15 protein-coding genes and 1 pseudogene are annotated in these 19691 nt (G+C 37.0%); 2 read left to right on the top strand and 14 right to left on the bottom strand.

The features are described 5' to 3' along the window. Positions 1-42: 42 nt before the first annotated feature. The 6 genes and pseudogenes from ACHABW_RS05030 to ACHABW_RS05005 all read right to left on the bottom strand — a co-directional run bounded on the left by ACHABW_RS05030 (position 43) and on the right by ACHABW_RS05005 (position 7257). Positions 43-1550, bottom strand: a pseudogene (locus tag ACHABW_RS05030) (alpha-N-arabinofuranosidase). 21 nt (positions 1551-1571) lie between these two features. Next, a complete protein-coding gene (locus ACHABW_RS05025) occupies positions 1572-2588 on the bottom strand; it encodes a glycoside hydrolase family 43 protein (RefSeq protein ID WP_435754344.1) in 1017 nt (338 codons plus the stop codon). Positions 2589-2601: 13 nt separating this feature from the next. After that, positions 2602-3915: an arabinan endo-1,5-alpha-L-arabinosidase gene (locus ACHABW_RS05020; RefSeq protein ID WP_435754343.1), complete on the bottom strand. Its 1314-nt coding sequence runs from the start codon at positions 3913-3915 to the stop codon at positions 2602-2604. Next, entirely contained in the window at positions 3915-4775 is an 861-nt protein-coding gene (locus tag ACHABW_RS05015; RefSeq protein WP_435754342.1) for a carbohydrate ABC transporter permease, read from the bottom strand. The genes ACHABW_RS05020 and ACHABW_RS05015 overlap by 1 nt, the downstream gene beginning before the upstream one ends. 16 nt (positions 4776-4791) lie before the next feature. Continuing rightward, a complete protein-coding gene (locus tag ACHABW_RS05010) occupies positions 4792-5733 on the bottom strand; it encodes a carbohydrate ABC transporter permease (protein ID WP_435754341.1) in 942 nt (313 codons plus the stop codon). Positions 5734-5838: 105 nt separating this feature from the next. After that, positions 5839-7257, bottom strand: a complete 1419-nt coding sequence (locus ACHABW_RS05005; protein WP_435754340.1) for an ABC transporter substrate-binding protein — start codon at positions 7255-7257, stop codon at positions 5839-5841. 387 nt (positions 7258-7644) lie between these two features. Between ACHABW_RS05005 and ACHABW_RS05000 the strand changes: the two genes are divergently transcribed. Continuing rightward, the gene (locus ACHABW_RS05000; protein WP_435754339.1) at positions 7645-8292 is read left to right on the top strand and encodes a YesL family protein; all 648 of its coding nucleotides are present in this window, start codon (positions 7645-7647) and stop codon (positions 8290-8292) included. Positions 8293-8459: 167 nt separating this feature from the next. Here the strand turns inward: ACHABW_RS05000 and ACHABW_RS04995 are convergent, their stop codons facing one another. The 7 genes from ACHABW_RS04995 to ACHABW_RS04965 form a co-directional block, all read right to left on the bottom strand. Further along, positions 8460-9923, bottom strand: a complete 1464-nt coding sequence (locus tag ACHABW_RS04995) for an alpha-glucosidase/alpha-galactosidase (RefSeq protein WP_435754338.1) — start codon at positions 9921-9923, stop codon at positions 8460-8462. A gap of 174 nt (positions 9924-10097) precedes the next feature. Beyond that, a complete protein-coding gene (locus ACHABW_RS04990) occupies positions 10098-10976 on the bottom strand; it encodes a helix-turn-helix domain-containing protein (RefSeq protein ID WP_435754337.1) in 879 nt (292 codons plus the stop codon). A gap of 229 nt (positions 10977-11205) precedes the next feature. Further along, positions 11206-12462, bottom strand: coding sequence for an L-rhamnose isomerase (rhaA, locus tag ACHABW_RS04985; protein ID WP_435754336.1), 1257 nt, complete (start codon positions 12460-12462; stop codon positions 11206-11208). Continuing rightward, on the bottom strand, positions 12459-13871 hold the full coding sequence (rhaB, locus tag ACHABW_RS04980) for a rhamnulokinase (protein ID WP_435754335.1): 1413 nt from the start codon (positions 13869-13871) through the stop codon (positions 12459-12461). Before rhaB ends, rhaA begins: the two co-directional genes overlap by 4 nt. A 190-nt stretch (positions 13872-14061) precedes the next feature. Beyond that, positions 14062-15018, bottom strand: a complete 957-nt coding sequence (locus ACHABW_RS04975) for an AraC family transcriptional regulator (RefSeq protein WP_435754334.1) — start codon at positions 15016-15018, stop codon at positions 14062-14064. 383 nt (positions 15019-15401) lie between these two features. Next, complete coding sequence (locus ACHABW_RS04970; RefSeq protein ID WP_435754333.1) at positions 15402-15770, bottom strand: sensory rhodopsin transducer; 369 nt, start codon at positions 15768-15770, stop codon at positions 15402-15404. A 44-nt stretch (positions 15771-15814) separates the two neighbouring features. Next, positions 15815-17884, bottom strand: a complete 2070-nt coding sequence (locus ACHABW_RS04965) for a bifunctional aldolase/short-chain dehydrogenase (RefSeq protein WP_435754332.1) — start codon at positions 17882-17884, stop codon at positions 15815-15817. A gap of 199 nt (positions 17885-18083) precedes the next feature. Here ACHABW_RS04965 and ACHABW_RS04960 point away from each other — a divergent pair, with 199 nt between their 5' ends. Beyond that, entirely contained in the window at positions 18084-18878 is a 795-nt protein-coding gene (locus tag ACHABW_RS04960) for a DeoR/GlpR family DNA-binding transcription regulator (RefSeq protein WP_435754331.1), read from the top strand. A gap of 236 nt (positions 18879-19114) precedes the next feature. Here the strand turns inward: ACHABW_RS04960 and ACHABW_RS04955 are convergent, their stop codons facing one another. Continuing rightward, positions 19115-19255: a YrzI family small protein gene (locus tag ACHABW_RS04955; protein ID WP_110934712.1), complete on the bottom strand. Its 141-nt coding sequence runs from the start codon at positions 19253-19255 to the stop codon at positions 19115-19117. Positions 19256-19691 lie beyond the last annotated feature (436 nt).

Genomic DNA, 19691 nt, shown 5'->3' with positions numbered 1-19691 from the left:
CCCCAGTCCGATAATCTATCAGGCCGGGGATTTTTACTATTATTAATACTTTTTCAATCGAATGACGTTCCATGATGCTTTTGACAATTTTCCTTCTAACATTCCGTCTTTTAAAATAGAAGATCCTTTAGTGTGCGGTTTTACTTTTTCTTCTACCACTGTATTCGTTGCTTTCATATCGTCATGTTCCAATACAATGTGTTCCACGATTTGATATTCTTCAAAACTACGTACATCAATAGATAAATCTATGTTATCCGTTAAATGACGATTCACTAAAAAAACATTTAACTCTTCTTTCTCTTCGTTATAGACAACTGCTGAATCTATATAAGGAATATCTGTGAATTCCTTACTGTCATATTTTGGTGAAGAAATGACCGGCTGAAGAGAAACTCCTCTGCCAAATACGGAAACATGCATATATGGATAGAAAATTGTTTGTTTCCAAGCTTTTCCACCATTTTCTGTCATTATAGGCGCAATAACATTTACTAACTGAGCCATACACGCCATTTTCACTCGATCAGCGTGTGCAAAAAGCTCATAAGCATAGATCCTACTAATAAGGCGTCTTCAAAGTTATAAACGTCTTCCAATTGTGGAGGTGCAACAGACCAAGGATCAATCTCCTGATCCTGCTGGTGAGAATGATACCAAACATTCCACTCATCAAAACTTAGATTCATCGTTTTTTTACTACGTTTCTTTGCTTTTATATAATCACACGTAGAGATGACCGTTTTGATAAAATGATCCATATCCATTGATTTCGCTAAGTAATTTGCCGTATCATTCTCCGGGTTTCCGTAATATTGGTGAAGAGATACGTAATCAGCCACTTCATAAGTATGATCCAACGTCGTAGCTTCCCATTCAGGAAAAGTTGGCATTTTTGTATTCGAACTTCCACACGAGACTAACTCGATTGAGGGATCCACTAGTTTCATAGCTTTTCCAGTTTCTAATGCAAGCCTTCCGTATTCATCAGCTGTTTTATGTCCCACCTGCCAAGGTCCGTCCATTTCATTTCCAAGGCACCAAGTTTTAATATTATGAGGATTCTCATAGCCATGTTTCTTACGAAGATCACCATAGTATGTCCCACCAGGATGATTGCAATATTCAAGATAGTTCCTTGCCTCATCGATGCCTCTAGTACCTAAGTTTACCGCCATCATCACGTCCGCATTTACTTGTTTCGACCAATCTACGAATTCATTTGTGCCCATCTGATTCGTTTCCACTGTTCTCCATGCAAGTTCTAAACGTTTCGGCCGCTCATTTCTAGGACCTACCCCATCCTCCCAATCATAAGCAGATACCATGTTCCCACCAGGATAACGGATTATAGGAACTTGTAATTCTTGCACTAGTTTAATGACGTCTTTGCGAAACCCATTTTCATCTGCATCTGGATGATCCGGCTCGAACACACCACCATAAACCGCTCTTCCTAAATGTTCAATAAATGATCCATAGATACGCTCATCAACTTCGGAAATACGAAATGCCTTGTCGATTATCATTTTTGCTTTGTTTTCCGCCATTTTCTCCCATCCTTTCTTAAATTATTTTGTCTTTGAGTCCGGCTCTGGAATTCCAAAATAAGGAGCTCCATTTTGATCCCAACTAAATACTTGTGCTCTCGCATGTCTGTTTGGATCATATAGAGGATCCCCCTCTATTTCCTTGTAATTACGAGCATGATAAACAATCACGTCTTCATTACCATCCTCAGATACAGTAAAACTATTATGTCCTGGACCGTATTGGGACGTTGTCTCATTAGTTTCAAACACAGGTTGCTTCGCTTTTTCCCAACTACATGAATCCAGCAGATTAGCATTCTCATCAGCAGATAAAAGTCCCATGCAGTAATGATGATTCGTTGCACTAGCAGAATAAGAAATAAATACTTTACCGTTTCTCTTTATAACAGCTGGTCCCTCATTGACTAAAAAACCTTTAATTTCCCAATCATACTCAGGCTTTGTAATCATTACCTGCTCTCCTTTAATCGTCCAAGGATTCTCCATTTCTGCGATATATAGATTGGAATTCCCGATTATCTCTGGATCTTTTTGCGGCCAGACAAGATACAATATCCCTTTATGTTCAAATGTCGTTGCATCTAATGCGAATGTTTCCCACTTCGTTTTAATTTGCCCTTTTTCTTTCCATTCACCTTCTAGTGGGTTTTCTGCATCGGTTTCTAAAACAAACATTCGATGGTCGAAAAGACCTTCTTTTGTTTCAGCGGATTTAGCTGCTGCAAAATATATGTACCATTTGCCATTAATATAATGAATTTCGGGTGCCCAAATATTTGCACTCATTGGTCCTTCACTGTGTTTATACCATACTGCTTTTGTTTCTGCGTCAGCCAAACCATTTATTGTTTTAGCTCTTCTAAGTTCTATAAGATTATATTCAGGAACTGAACCAGTAAAGTAATAATATCCATCGGTATGTTTATAGATCCATGGATCGGCGCGTTGCCTCACTATTGGATTATGATATTTTGATTTTTTTCCGTTGCGACCATATAATACACTCCATTCATATAAATCAATTAATATATTCATTAACTATAATACATCAGTTAGCCCTCTTTTTAAAGGAAAAGGAGGTTTTATTTGATAATCTTCCCGAAATAAGCCAAGTAGGTTGTTGTAATTCCCAATCCCACCCCTTAAATTCAATACACTCCATTGTATTTTCATCATTTAGTAACGACCGATATAATTGATTTTCTCCAATGTTCCCCACTAATTCATAGGGCTCTTCATCAATTGTAAGAGCAGTTATGGATTCACGGTTCAATATAACTGATTGGTGAATACCGTTAAAGGCATTATCAAAAAGAAAGCCTTCATACCATCCAACTTGAGGAATATTCATATCGTCATCTGGAATTTGTTTATACCTTTCAATTGCTGCTACAGGCCATCCATCTGAAAGCCATCTTAATTCTCTAATATGAAGAGAAAATAGATCTTTTTTATTTAATTCTCTGGCATGATGAACTAGAAAAGTTCGTTCCCCGTTATCCAAGATTGAATTATGCCCCGGAGCCATCCACCCTGTTTCATCAGAAAAACGATAACCTGCAAGAATTTTTTCTCCAACTTCGTCTGCAACTTCCTCAGAATCATTTGTCATCATGAAACCTTTAGAATCAAAATAAGGACCATCAATAGAACGTGCTCTCCCAACTCGAATATGATAGTTCGTGAAGAGAGAGTCGTAAGAAACAAATAAGTAATAATAATCATGTTGAGAGTGATAATAAATATAAGGTCCCTCTACTGCACCTTCGCGCGTGATCCGGTCCCTTTTCGCAATACAAGAACCATCTCCTTCGTAAAGAGGCTTTCCTGTTTGTTCATCTAGTTCTTTTAAAAAAATGCCACCAAAAAAGGATCCATAACATAAATAAGGTTCTTTTCGTTTATCAAAAACAATATTCGCATCAATAGCATTTGGTGCAGACACACCATTCTTTGTCTTTATTACCAAACCTTGATCTTCCCAAGGTCCTTCAACAGAATTACTAGTTGCCAAACCAATAAATGATTGATTTACGCCAAAATTAGAAGCACTGTAATACAAGTGATATACATTATCCCAAAAGGCAACTTCTGGTGCCCAAAGTCCTTGAGCACTTGTCCAATCATAAGCTTCACTCGGAACTCCTTCTAAAGCAGTACCTTGCCATGTCCACTCAACAAGATCTTCAGAGGTCCGGACCTGACACCCTACAGGAAAGCTATGCTTGTTAGAGTGAGATTTTGTATCTGTTGAAAATATATAGTATGTGCCAGAACTTGCTTTGAAAATAGACGGATCATGACAATTATAACTTCCCCAGTTCATTGGGTATCTCGAAAGTGCATCACCCGATTTATTCATTATCCTTTCACTCCAGTCATGGTAATCCCTTCAATAAACTGTTTCTGAGCAAAGAAGAAGGCCAGTAACGTCGGAATTAACGCTAATACAGAACCTGCCATGATTAGGCCCCAATCGGAAGTGTAATAACCTCGAAATGATGCTAGAACAAGTTGTAACGTGAAGTTTTCTGGTGAATTTAAATAGATTAATGGACCCATAAAATCATTATACCCAGCTAGTAATCCCAGAATGACCTGTGTAACAATGGCCGGTTTAGCTAACGGAACCATGATGACGCGAAAGATACCAAAGTAACTCAGTCCATCAATTTTTGCTGCTTCAATCAAATCATCCGGAATTCCCATAAAGAATTGACGCAAGAAGAAAACTGCCATTGCAGCACCAAAGAATCCAGGCACCATAAGTGGAAGGAACGTATCTAACCATCCTATCGTACGGAAAAGGATAAATTGCGGAACTAATACAACAATACCAGGTAACATCATTGTTGCGATAAGAAAGAAAAATAACTTGTTTCTTCCAGGGAAATTTAATTTTGCAAATGCGAATGCAGCCAAAGCAGCCGCGAAAACACCTATAAACGTCGTTGGTAGAATAATAATCATCGTGTTCATAAACCCTCGAACGATATCCGATTCAACAAAAATTCGTATATAGTTGTCAAACGTAGGATTCAACGGAATAAATTCCGGAGGCATTGTAAAAATATCACCTTTATTTTTTAAGGAAGTTGAAATCATCCAAATGACTGGAATAGCCATAAATAATCCACCAATAGTCAGGAAGATGTAAGAGAATAATTTTTTCATTTTCCTTACTTTTTCTTTACTTTGATACCAATTGCGTTGATCTGCCATGTCTCTCCACCCCTTTCTAGTAATGAACCCATTTTTGCGCTACTTTAAAGTTAATCAGTGTAATGATCAGTATGATAATACCGAGAAGCCAAGCCATCGCTGAGGCATAGCCCATTTCCATATAACTAAAGGCATTGTTATAAATATAATAAACTACGGTGATAGTTGAATAGTTCGGTCCACCTTCTGTCATAATCATAAACCTTTGGAAATCTTGCAAAGCACCAATCGTCGATGTAATCAAAATAAAGAACGTTGTTGGTGAAATCGAAGGGATTGTTATGTAGCGGAACTTTTGCCACCCATTTCCTCCATCGATGTCTGCTGCTTCATATAATGCTCTATTTACACCTTGCAATGCTGCCAGATACAATATCATGTTAATACCTAAACCACCCCATATACCTTGAATAATCAAAGCAGGCATCGCCCATGTTTCACTCGTTAACCAGTTAGGTCCATCAATTCCGATGAAACCAAGACCGATGTTTAATAGCCCGAAGTCTGCATTAAAAATCCAACGGAATAAAAGAGTGACTGCAACGACAGAACTTACTGCTGGGAGAAAAAATGCCGTTCTAAATATAGAAATCCCTCTAATTTTCTGGTTAAGTGCCATAGCAATCCCTAAGGAAACGATCATCCCCAAAGGAATCCCTACTGCAGCATAAAATGTATTAAGAATTGTTTTCCTAAAAAGAGCATCTTCAAAAAACAAACGCGTATAGTTATCTGCCCCAATCCAAACAGGATCATTATACAAATCATAATTAGTAAAACTTACATATACTGAATAAAGTATTGGTAGAAAAGCAAATAGCACAAATCCAATAAGCGGTGGAGCTATAAATAGGTAGCCCCATGTATATTCTTTATTCCACTTTTTTTTCTTATTTAACGGAACTTCAGGTCCACTATTTAACGGTTTTTCTTCGTTTGTTGATGTATTCACAGCCACAGATCTCACCTCTCCTTACATTACGTTTTATTACGAAAATATCGAGGGGTTCTATCCCCCCCGATATAGATATTTAAAATATTCTTTTAGTCCGTAATTATCTAACTATTCTCTTTCTTCTAATTCTTTAAGTTCATCATCAAGTTCAATGTCTTCATCAATATGAAGTTCAAGATCTTCCTCTGTTACTTCTTCACCAAAGATTTCAGGGTTGCCAGCCTCAAGGAACTCTTGAACGGCAGGCTGTATTTCATTTAACACTTCTTCAGCAGATCTTTCACCATTCATAACGTCACCTAAATTTTGGTTCAATTCATCTAACCAACGATTATTCGGCGTGATATTCCAAGGTCCAGGGCGTTGCGTTTTTGCTCCGATAATGAAAGCTTCCGCATTCGCTGGTTTTTGATCTGGTTGAAGAAAGACATCTGTTTCTGCTAATGATTCATAAGTTGGAATTGCAAAGCCAAGTTCAGTTTGAATCTCTTGACCACGCTCACCAGCTAAATACTCAACCAGTTTAAATGAAGCTTCTGGGAAATTTGTTTTATCATTAATTGCATAACCTACAGAACCTGACCAGTTTGTTGAAATTCCTGTAGGCCCTTGTGGCATTGGAGCTACATCCCAGTCAAAGTTCATTTCACGATAATCTGGAACCATCCAACGACCTGCCATGTTCATAGCTATACGTCCAGTTTCAAACATTTGGTCTGCATCCATCGCATCAAGTTGATGCGAATTCGGAGCTACTTTGTGAACATTTGTTAAATCAGCAACAAATTGCAATGCTTCAACACCTTCTTCTTCATGAAGGATAAACTCAGTTAGATCTTCACTAAGGAACTCTCCTCCATTTGACCATACAAAGCCTTCCCACCAGATAGGTCCAAGACCAAATTGATCTTTTTCAGCATCAGTTAATGCTTTTGCGGTCTCTAACAACTCATCCCAAGTCATAGGTTCTACTGGATCTGGGTATTCAACTCCTGCTTCATCAAAGAGGTCTTTATTATAGTAGATAGCAGACGGTCCGATATCTTTTGGTAGCGCATGCAAATTACCTTGTCCACGACGACTTCCATCCCATCGATAACGATCGAGTGCTGTGTCCCACATATCGTCAAGGTCAATCGTACTTTCTTCAGCCATTTCTTGAATGTCTAAAAACAATCCTGCACGTGCCCATCCACCAAAATCTCCATCTGATGCGAATACAACGTCAGGTGCTGTTCCACCTGCTAGCATCGTATTCATTTTACCTGTGTAATCATCCGGAATGTGTAATAAGTTTACGTTAATATCAGGGTTTTCCTCTTCAAAATTAGTAACCAACTCTTCCATAACCTTTAATTCCGCTGGGATCCCCCAAGTTGATAGACTGATATGTGTAACTCCGTCCTCATCAACCTCACTATCTTCCACACCACCTGTACTTCCACTACCACTACAAGCAAATAGTAGCGCTGATGATGCCATAATCATTGAAAACGCACCCATTTTCTTTTTCGAAATCTCCATCATTGACCTCCCCTTAATCTAAAATAAAATTATACTTTACAAAGATGAAATTCCTTTTGAGAAATCATCTCGCAAACTAATTAATGTTATTATTAATCAGTTTGTTTTATGTTAGTATTGTATTTTTATTAATCATTAAAGTCAATGGTATTTTTAAAAACAATGTAAGCGGATACTAATTTTTATTTTCATCTTGTGTAAATACCATTAAAGGTATACTATAAGGGAGTGCATCCGTTATATTTTTTCTTTTCATAGACAGTTTGAAATATCTTTATAAAAGTATTGCGCTCGGAAACTCTGACGCCTTTAACATTTATATAAATGTAAACATTATAATAGAGAGTATATATATTACTGAAATGAAGAACATTTTTAAGGAGGTTTTTTATGAATACTAGTAACCCTTACGCAGGAATCATGCGTATAGCCGAATGGTTCGTGCGATTTACTTACGTAAATGTACTGTGGTTAGTCTTTACGCTGTTGGGTGGTGTTATTTTTGGCTTTATGCCTTCAACAATAGCCATGCTTTCGTTATTTAGAAGATGGTTTCGAGGTAAAGAAGAATTCCCGGTTTTCGGGACTTATTGGAACGAGTATAAACTAAATTTCAAGAATTCAAATGTAATAGGAATTCCACTTTTGATGATAGGTATCTTTCTATATGTGGATTTTCTTATATTAATTGAAATATCACACTGGATGAGCAATGCCTTACTCGTTATTCTTGGTATGATAGGACTAGTTTATCTATTTGTTATCGTCAATATTTTTCCAGTTTTAACTCATTTTAAACTTTCCTTTAAAGAATATTACAAACGCGCTTTTTATCTTAGTTTATTACAGCCTTTCAGGTTTTTCCTCTTACTTATTACTAACGCAATAATCGTTTTATTATTGTTTACTATTCCAATCCTTTTTCCGATCATAGGTTTCAGTATTTTTGGTGCAATTAATATGTGGTCTTTCTTACAAGGTTTTGGAAAAATTGAAGAAAAGAAAGAACATCTACAAATGGAATCAGCTGTTGAATAGTGATATCTGCCTAATTTTGTGAATCAAAGCAAAGAAATATCATTCATTAATCTTTCACGAGTGAAAACCACTGTTATCTAGAGTCAAGTATCCATTGATTAGTATAGAAAAAACGGTAAAAGAGTTCAGGAGACATTCTGAACTCTTTTACTGTTTACATTTACTTTTTATTGCGCTGGTCTTTCCTTCGCCTTATCCGCTTCTCCCGCATTCCGATTCGCTTCGTCACGGTTTCCCTGCATTTCTTCTACTGTTTTCGTCTTGATGCGTGCAGCACCTTGATATTCTCTCGTAGGAAGGAGATCTCCTGATTCCATCCTGATACTCGCAGATTCTATCGCATCCTTAAATTGAGGTAACCATTGCTGCTGTGAAACTAGCATTTCGTCTACCATCTGCCAAATTTCAGGTGGATTGCAAACAGCCCCCACAAGAGGATCCATCATGAATGCCTGACGAAGTAACATATCATCTCCGTGAACGGCCGCCTCTACTGCCAGTCGCTGCACAGACACACTTACATTACAGACTGCCGCTGGTCCCATCGGTAATTCACCCACTACTGGCATATTAATTCCGTTTCGATCCACGTATCCCGGAGCTTCTATGATTGCGTCATTCGGCAAATTTGTAATGATCCCATCGTTTACCATATTGAAGTGTCCTCGATAAACTCTTCCAGTCTCTATCCCTTCTAAAATATAAGAACCATGTTCTTCACTTCGATTTTCTTCTTTATATTCAAGAGCAGGATCCTTTAACCAGTTAGGAAAGTCTGTTTCAAACCAATGACGTCCTTCCGTACAAACTCTTAAATAGCCACCAGTTTCTCCATTTATCCATGTTCCTAAATCAATCCAATCCTTGATCTCCTCTGATCGCTTCCTATACCAAGGAAGATATTCGCTTAAATGACCGTTAGATTCGGTACTATAATAACCAAACCTGCGAATCATATCGATACGTACCTTTTCTGTATCTTTAAATTCCGAGTGATTTTCGAAAGCATCTAGGACCTTTCCTGTAAGATCGTCCCCGTTATGTTGAATACTAATATACCACGTTTGGTGGTTAATTCCAGCGCAAATAATATCAACTTCGTCTTTTTCGAGCTCAAACACGTCAGCAATTTGTTTGTGCCCACCTTGCACACCGTGACATAAACCAACTGTTTTAACTCCACCATACTTGTTGCACGCCCACGTAATCATGGCCATTGGGTTCGCGTAATTTAATAAAAGACATTCTGGGTCAGAAACTTCACGTATGTCCTCGCAAATGCGTAACACTTCTGCAATCCCCCGTTGTCCATACATAATTCCACCGGCGCAAAGAGTGTCCCCGACACATTGATCAACACCGTACTTGAGAGGAATTTCTATGTCTGATTCAAAAGCCTCTAATCCGCCAATTCTGACAACATTAAAAATATAGTTAGCATCTTTTAATGCTTGGCGACGATCTGTCGACGCCTCGATTTGAATATCCCTCACCATTTCAAGATTCCGCTTATTTATATCTGTAAAAGCTACCTTAATTGATTTGAACTCCGCTACAGCAAGTAAATCTCTTAATAACCCACGAGTAAATCCAATACTACCTGCACCAATAAATGTAACTTTAAATGACATGTTTTTCATTCCTCCTATAATTAAGATTAGTTTAATTCTAATTCAAATTGGCGTTGTAACGCTTTCAAAATAATAACTAATTTAATTACAAAGGTAAGAAATTCTGACATTTGACATTCCAAAGGACTCTCTTATTCTGACCAAAGACAATAATATTTGTTGCTAAAACTGCATTTACCGTTTCAACTCAATGTCACCTCGAAACTTACTTGGACTATATCCGGTCTCTTTTTTGAATAAATAACTAAAATGCTGTCTACTATTCAAACCGATATACTCCGAGATCTCAGTGATTGGAATAACTGAGTTTCTTAACAGCATTTTTGCTTTTTCAATCCGTATCGACGTTAAATACTCCATAATAGTACAGCCCATCTCTGTTTTGAATATACGTTGCAAATAGCTAGCGTTCAAATGAATTACTTCTGCAATATCATCAATTAAGAGTGGACAGTCATAATGATGATGAATATATTCAACAGCTTTTTTTATGTACACATTTCGATTTTTTAGTTGAGAGGAAAAAGTAGCGTCCGATTTTTTTAATGTAGCTATTTGTAGGAAGAGTTCCGTAAACATCAGTTTTACCATTATTGGGTTACTCCCTTTCGAATCTAATTCGAGGACTAAACGTTTTAATGTCGTTGCGATGTCATTACCATCTTGAAGAAGAAGAAAGGATATTGGTGTTTTTAGTAATTCTAACAGATTATCATTTTCCTTGGCCAAGTCCTTCAAAGATGGAAAACTACCCTCTTTACTTTTCCAAGTAAACTCCACATTCAACATTCTGCACGGAATAGAAGATTTAGCGATAAGCCTGTGGGCAATCAAGGAATCAATCAAGATGAACTGACCTTCTTTTAGCATGAACGATTCCTGTTCGATCTCTACTTGAGCCTTCCCGGATAGTACATACATAATCTCAATCGCTTCATGAGCGTAGGCCTCTGACATTTCATAATTACTCCATTGTTTAAAATAATAGAAGGTTACTTCAGGGTGGACTTCTCTTTCTCTTGACAGAGTTTGATACAAGCTCGTTTCCTTCACTGACTATCACCTCTTTCATCCGTTTCATTAATCATACCTTATGAAGGTTCTGATTTGAATCAGTTGAACCGATTGAAGTAAGGGAAACGCGTAGCATCTTCTATTGAATATAGCGTGAGCTTTCGCCATTCTCCCTCAAGAAAACACGGTCCGTATCTATAGCTTTTCTACCTTTTCTAAAATAAAACGTTAATTCCTGTAACAGAATTAACGTTTTGAACAATATTATTTACTCTCTGTGTGATAATACTTCTTTCTCATATTGCTTCACGTCATTTAACCAGTTTTCTCTTTCTGGTACTCCCATTGTCTCGCAGTAATAATCCCAAATGGCACCAAATGGATATGTTTTAAACTCCTCTAGAAGTGCTAAGCGTTCTGTGAAATTTCCGTCTTCCTGGAGCTGTTTTAAATGCTCGTTTGGCATAAGCATTCCAAGCATCAGTGCTTTAATCATATTTCTTGTCCCAATCGTCCAGGCTGCAACACGGTTAATACTGGCGTCAAAGAAGTCCAAGCCAATAATCACTCGATTGAGAGCGTCATTCCGAACAATTTCAAGTGCCAATTCTTTTAATTCATCATCTAATGTGACGACGTGATCACTGTCCCAGCGAACTGGTCTTGATACGTGTAGCGCCAATTTCTCGCTGTATAAAAGCATAGAGGAAATCTTATTAGATACCATTTCAGTTGGATGATAGTGTCCCGTGTCCAGTAAACATAATTTATCATTTTTCAATGCATATCCATAATAAAATTCATGCGAACCTACAACATAAGATTCTGAACCAATTCCGAAAACTTTACTTTCCACAGCATCGATATTAAACTTCTCATCAAGCTTTACAGCGTATATTTCATCTAAAGATTCTTTTAATCTTCTTCGCGGTGTTAATCGATCACTTGGAGTATCTTTATATCCATCCGGAATCCAAATATTTGTTAGGCATGGTGTACCAAGCTCTTTCCCGAAATATTCTCCTATTTTTCGGCTGGCGATACAATGATCTATCCAAAACTGGCGAATTTCTTTATCCGGATGAGATAATGTCAATCCTGAAGATGCTTTTTCATGGGAAAAGAGAGTAGGGTTGAAATCTAATCCTAAACCATTTTTCTTTGCCCATTGCACCCATTTTTCAAAGTGTTTTGGTTCTAATTCATCCCGCTCAACTGCGATTCCATCTGTTTCTGCATAAATCGCATGCAGATTAATCCGATGTTTTCCAGGGATTAATGATAATGCTTTTTCAATATCCTGCCGTAATTCTTCAGGAGTTGTAGCTTTTCCCGGATAGTCACCCGTTACTTCTATTCCACCTGAGAGTTCACTCTGATTCACTTCAAAACCACCAATGTCATCTCCTTGCCAACAATGTATCGAGATCGGTACTTGCTTCAATTGTGCAAATACGTGATCAATATCAATATCCCATTTTTCATATGCTTTTTTAGCTAGTTCAAAATTTTCTTTTACTGTCATCCTAACTCACTCCTTGTGTATGTTTTTACATCAAATGATTCCTTGATTATCGAACGGGCTTCTCTTACATTTTTTAACTCCCCTAAAGCTAAGAGTTGGGCTGTAACATTGCCAATTGCCGTTGCTTCTATTGGTCCTGCATTTACTTCTTTGCCCGTCGCATTAGCAATGAGTTGATTTAGTAATTCATTTTGACAGCCTCCACCAATGACATTCACTTTAGTAAACTGCTTCTCGTAAATCTCTTCAATTTGACGAATTGCTGATTGATAACTAACAACTAAACTGTCAAAGACACATTTAGATATCTCCCCAGGTGTTGTAGGGACACTCTGATTCGTTTCGCTGCAATAATTTTTGATCTCCTCAATCATATTTTCTGGCTTAAGGAATCTCTCATCATCCACATTTACAGTTGAGGTAAAGTGTTCTGGTTCCTTTGCAAGTTTTACGAGTTCTGCAAATGTGTACTGATCCTGATAATTTCGTTTTACTTCCTGAATCATCCAAAGACCCATGATATTTTTCAAAAAACGAAACTGGTAATCAATGCCGCCTTCATTGGTGAAATTGTAATCGAGTGCTTTTGTCACACAGATAGGAAAGTGATTTTCAACCCCTATTAGAGACCATGTTCCAGAACTAATGTAAATGGTTCCTTCTATTTCCGGAACAGCAATAACTGCAGAACCTGTATCATGGGTGGCAGGAAGGACAACATCCATATCGATTCCGGTTTCTTCAACTATAGATGCCTTAAAAAGACCTAGGATTGTTTTTGGTGGTTGAATTGTTTGAAACATTTCCTTGTTAATCCCCAGACTTTCTATTAATTCCATATCCCACTTTTTCGTAAAGGCATTAACAAGCTGTGTGGATGTCGCATTTGTATATTCATTAGACTTGATGCCTGTAAGTAAAAAATTTAAGTAATCCGGGATCATTAAAAACGTTTTTGCTTTTTTTAAAACTTCCGGATAGTTTTTCTTTAAGGAATATAATTGGTAAATTGTATTGAACTTTTGAAATTGTATTCCTGTTTCTAAATATAGTCTTTCTTTCGATATAATTTCGAAGACTTCTTCCATCATTCCATCTGTTCGAGGATCTCTGTATGCTACTGCATCTGTCAGAAGGTTATCATTCTCATCAAGTAATACAAAATCCACCGCCCATGTATCAATGCCAATACTAGATGGCGTGATACCTTTGGCGTGACACTCTTTCAGTCCTGTTTTGATTTCAGAAAATAGTTTATCAATATCCCAACAGAAATGATCGCCTTTTTTGATTAATTCATTATTAAAGCGATGGACTTCTTCTAGCTTTAATTTACCAGCCTCCAGACTTCCAGCTATTAATCTTCCACTGGAAGCTCCGATATCCACGGCTATGCTAGTCTTGTTCATAAACACCCTCCTAATTGCAAACGTTTACTTTAATCTCTATTTTACGTGCTACTTCATGATCTGGAAATAACGTCTCTCATCTTTTTTATGTCCTTATTTGCACTCATTCGTAATAGTTAGAAGAAAGAGATAGGATTTACCTCGCTATCCTTGGAATGAATTAAATCTTTTAAATCCATACTTACCTGCATTATTGGTCTCGATATGCTTTCGGGGTAAGATGATATCTCTTTTTGAAAATACGATAAAAATAACTGATATTTTCATATCCTACTTTATCTACAATTTCCGCAATTGGTAATGTTGTATTTTCAAGAAATTCCTTCGCTTTATTAAGCCTGCGTTCCTGCAATAGTTCTTTAAATGTAAATGAAGTTGCCTTTTTAATAGCTTTACTTAACGAATAATGAGTTTGATTAAGACGATCAGAAACCTCATAAAGTGTAGCGTTACGGTAATTCTCTTCAATATACTTCAACACTTCTACAATCAAATAATGCTGCATGGAATAGGTATGTTTTTTTACAATTTTATCAGAATTCTTGATTAGTTCGATAATAAACAGACCCATATACAGCTTGATGGAAGAGTCGGATAATAACGTAGGACGCATCATTTCGTCGATAATTTTCTTCATTAAATCCTGTATGTTATCGATATGCGCTACTTGAAAATAGAGGTACTGCCCTTTTTGAGTAGAGCTATAAAGGCTATTTATTAAAAAATCACTAACCATGTTTTCCGAATTTAAATATGAGAAAATAAATTCGAAAAATCGGGGTTGAATAATAAAGTTAATAATGATGTCTTCTTCCGAGCATGCTTTTATTTCATGTTCGATATGCTGGTTTAAAAACACCATTTCTCCTTTTCCTAAAGAAATCTCTTCATTTCCGATTCTTTGATGAAAACTTCCATTGTACACATAATTTATCTCAATATAATCATGCTTATGTTTAGGGAAATCAATGAAACGTGTATGTTTACGCAACGTAATCATATGGTCCTTTGAAAGAAACTTCTCACTTTCAATAACAAAATTAGTTTGACTCGTATAGATATCCTTCATCACATTATTTTTAAATTCTAGAATCTCTTTTTCTTCTTCTGTCAGTGTCATTAGTTCGTCTAAAAGATTGCTTTTCAATCTATCCATCTCCCTGTCAGAGCAATTAATCTCATCTTATCATAGGAAGCATAGATAGTCTTTATTTGCACAGGGTTAAAAATACTATGTTATTTTCATCTATTTAATTACCTTCTTATCATGGTAGAAAGCGTCCACCTCGAATTCAAATTCTCTGTAAATGGAATCAACAACCAAAAAAAAGAACTGACATCAACGTAAAGATGTCAGCTCTTTTTATTTAGAGAAATAAGAATTTATAAAATTGGCAGCTACCTTCACACCGCAAGTATCAAGGGAAACCCACCCTCCTCTCGAGTAGCACCTACACGCACTACGTAGGTGCTACTCGGAGCGGTGGAAGCTAACGCTGTATTTAATAAAAGACGGCTATGCCGTTTTTCTTACGAATATCCCATGGTTGTCATTAATGCCAACTCTTTTTGAGTAGAATCCAATCTACTATATTGGACAATAATAGCTTGATTACTCCGTATTTCCATCGCATATGGAACCCCTGGTGGAATTTGTTCTCCTTGGTCATTTTTCAACCAAGAAGTACGTATATGCTTCGTTCTTCTTCCTTCTATTGAATAAAATAATCCTTCTAAAGGATCTCGGTCCTCAAAATAAACAATTACTTCGAGTTCAACTTGCTCGAGATTACAATTTAACACACATATAGATTCATGACTTTCTTGATCTCCGTTACTTATTGGTGGAATAAACCCATCGGCAATAAACCAATTCTTTTGACCAAGTCTTTCACTCATGATCCTGTCCCCCTGTTATTATTGCTGGTTGGAATAAAACTTCTTTATCTTGTAAATGCTGCTGGCACACCGCCATCAACCGTAACCATACAACCAGTAGTTTTAGCTGATTTAGATGATGCAAGGAATGAGATCGTCTCAGCGATATCCTTAGGCAGGATGTGTACACCTAAAATTGTTCGTTTTTTATAGTGGTCTTCTAATTCATGTGGTTCAATACCGTAGGCAGCTGCCCGCTCTTCTCTCCAAGCTGATCCCCAAATAGCAGAGCCTTGAAGAACAGCATCAGGTAAGACTGAGTTTACACGAATTCCATGTTCTCCACCTTCTGCAGCAATACATCGTGCGAGATGAGTTTCAAGCGCCTTCACAGAACTATAAGCAGATGCACTTTTACCGGCATAAACAGAATTTTTCGATCCAACAAATACCATACTTCCACCGTATCCTTGAATTTTCATTTGCTTGAATGCTTCTCGCGCTACTAAGAAATAACCTGTACCGAGCACATTCATATTCAATTCCCATTCTTTCAACGTTGTCTCTTCGAATGGACTAGATGTTGCTAATCCAGCATTATTTACGATCGTATCTACACCACCATAAGTTAAGGCAACGGTTCTGTATGCTGCTTGAATATCTTCTTCTTTCGTTACATCCATTTTAATTGCTGTAGCACGGCCTTCACCATACTTCTCATTTATTTCTTGTGCTACTTTTTCAGCACCTTCTAGATTTAAGTCAGTAACCGCGACGTGCGCTCCTTGCTCAACAAATGTACGGCATGTTTCACTGCCAATTCCACCTGCTCCACCGGTTACAAGAGCTACTTTACGTGAAAATTCTGCTTCAGCAGGTGCTAACGACAGCTTATAAAGCTCCAGTGGCCAGTATTCGATTTCATAGGATTCATTCTCACTGAGAGACACAAATTCTCCTAATGCTGTCGCTCCTTTTATTACTTGAACAGCTCGATTATAAAGAGCACCACTTACATTTGCCATCGTAAGGTTTTTACCTGTTTTCACCAAACCTAGACCTGGAATTAAAATGACACGCGGAGATGGTTCAAACATAACATCTCCTTCATTTTTATTTCTTTCAAAATATGCTTGATAGTCCTCTTTATAAGCCTGAACGCCTGCTTCAATCGTTGCCTTTAATGCGTCTATATCTTTTGAAGCTGGATCCCAGTCAAGATATAATGGAACACGTTTTGTGTGCACGAGATGATCCGGGCAAGCAGCTCCAACTTGAGAAAGTGATTTCGCATTATGACTGTTTACAAATTCAAGCACGTCATCATTATCATCAAAAGCCAAAATCATTGCTTTCTCTTCAAACACTTGTCCTCTTAAATATGGCAAGATCGAAGCTAATACATCTTCTCGATCTGCTTTAGAAAGACTCGTATATTTCGCTCCACCAAATGCTTCTTGTCCTTTTGCTTTTTCATTAATGAATGCCTCTGCTTCGTTAATCACAGAGATTGTTTTATCATAACTTTCTTTTGATGTTTCTCCCCAAACAACCAAACCGTGTTTTTCCATCAATACCAAGTCTGCATTTGGATTGTTTTGCACACCTTCTGCAATCATTTTAGAAAGCGTAAAGCCAGGTCGTACATATGGAACCCATACAAATCTATCACCAAATATTTCTTTCGCAAGTTCTTTACCATTATCCGCACAACATAGACTGATTATTGCATCCGGATGAGTATGATCCACATGTTTAAATGGTAAAAATGCATGTAATAGCGTCTCTATCGAAGAACGCGGATGTTTACTGTCAATCATACAATGAGACAAGTAATCTACCATCTCTTGATCTGGCATTTCGTCACGTTCTAGCAAAGGACGAATATCCTCCATATTCAAGCCGGTAAAATTCTTGTGCTTCATGGTAGCGAGATCTGACCCGCTTCCTTTCACCCACATTACCTCGATATCCCGTCCACGGAAATCCTTTTCGATTGTTTTCATAGATGTATTTCCGCCGCCCCAGTTACAGACTGCACGATCAGAACCAATTAAATTAGAACGATACACTAACTCATCTAAACCAGTATTCAATGCCGTAGCTTCTTGCTTATCCCATAAGTTTTTAACCATAATAACCTCCGCTTTGAATGTAATAGATTCTTTCACTACGTCTATTATAAAACTATTATTTTCTGTTTACAACATTATTTTCTTTATTACGAAGATTATTTTTTATTTTTCAAAAATAATCTTCGTAATATACTTGGCTTAAACCTAGTTATGGATATATAATAGTAAACAAGACGAATCGCATGGAGTGGTGGCAGTAATGTCTCTAAATAATGGTAAAGAATCAAAGGCAGATAAGAGGCACAAAAAAATTCTGCGTTTTTTTGATCATAAAGATAAATTAAAGGTTACAGAGTTGAGCAGTTCATTAGAAGTTACAGAAGAAACAATTCGAAGGGACCTAGAAATCCTTGAAGAGCAGAATTTTTTAATTAGAATTCGCGGTGGTGCCATCGAAAAGAAATCTGAAGGATTTGAGACACCCGCATTAGAACGCGAAAAAAAATATTTACCTGAAAAAAATGCCATTGCAAAAAAGGCATGCAGCTTGATTGAAGAGGGAGAAATTATTGCAATCGATGCAAGCAGCACATGTTTGCAAATCGCCAAAAACATAGAAAATAAACCACTTACTGTGATCACCAACTCGATTCAAGTATCTATTGAACTCGCGAAGAAAAAAAAGATTACCGTAATCTTAACTGGTGGATATTTAAGACATGAATCTATGTCATTGGTCGGTATCTCTTCAGATAAGGTCATTAATGATTATCATATCGATAAGTTTTTTATTTCCAGTGCGGCGATTCACAGTGAATGGGGAGTAAGCGACAGTCATGAAATGCAGGCAAAAACAAAGAAACGTATTGCAGACCTTAGCGAAACAATCATTGTTCTGGCCGATCATAGTAAATTTGATCAAAAATCATTAGTTCGTTGGTTACCTATTGAAAATGTCCGTATGGTGATAACAGATGCCGCGTTATCTGAAGAGCAACTGGATAGATATCAAGAAAAAGTAACTGAAGTCATCGTTGTAAACCCCGAAATTTAGTGCAATATTTTCTTTACACTAAATGAGCGACTCGAATGAAAAAAGCAAGGACGTCTTATATGACGTCCTTGCTTTTTTTGGTCTGTTATAATTTGTGCATTATTTATGATTTGAGATTTCAACTTTAACTTCGCTAAACAAACCCCTTCCCCTTTGGCAGTTTAACCTTTAATAATGACGATAAGATAAAATTAATCATAGCTATCTTCTCCTTTCTTCTTAAGTATTTTTAAATCTTAGTAATGAAAATAATGCTTCACATCGAGAGCCCTTTTACGTTCAACACAATCTTGAAAATGTTTTTCACGTTCAGCGTCTTCTTGTGTATATTTCCGCTTTCTTATCCAAATTGTAAAAAAGAAAATATGAATCTGCATAGGATATCACCTCCTTCAATTAATAAATTATTTTTTTGAACAAACTCTTTAGATTGATTTCTTCCACCTAATTAATGTCTTCTCTATAAATGATTTTTCCCCATAACATAAATCGATACAGTGTAAGAAAAACTCATAGCGCCTTTTGTAATTATTTTGTTGCTTGGTTATCATGGAAGGTTGTTTGGAAAAATTACCGCTCCCTTTCCGTGGATGATTCGCGAGCCTCCTCGAGAAAACGAACGCTCTGCGGGGTCTCGCTTGGATCATTCTTCCACAGGAGTCTCGCGGATTCTTCCAAACAACAATTTTAAAAAAGACATGTTTACATAACCATTATTGTTTCTGATAAGAGGTTTGAAAAAGCAGAAACCAATAACCTTTTAGAAAATATATCTACGTTGACTATCTTTTTTTGAACCAAATAACTCGAAGA

Origin of the sequence: Salipaludibacillus sp. CF4.18, assembly GCF_051262595.1 — a bacterium.
Lineage (GTDB): Bacteria > Bacillota > Bacilli > Bacillales > Salisediminibacteriaceae > Salipaludibacillus > Salipaludibacillus neizhouensis.
Note: the sequence above shows the minus strand (reverse complement) of the source record. Positions and strands in the feature narration are given on the sequence as shown.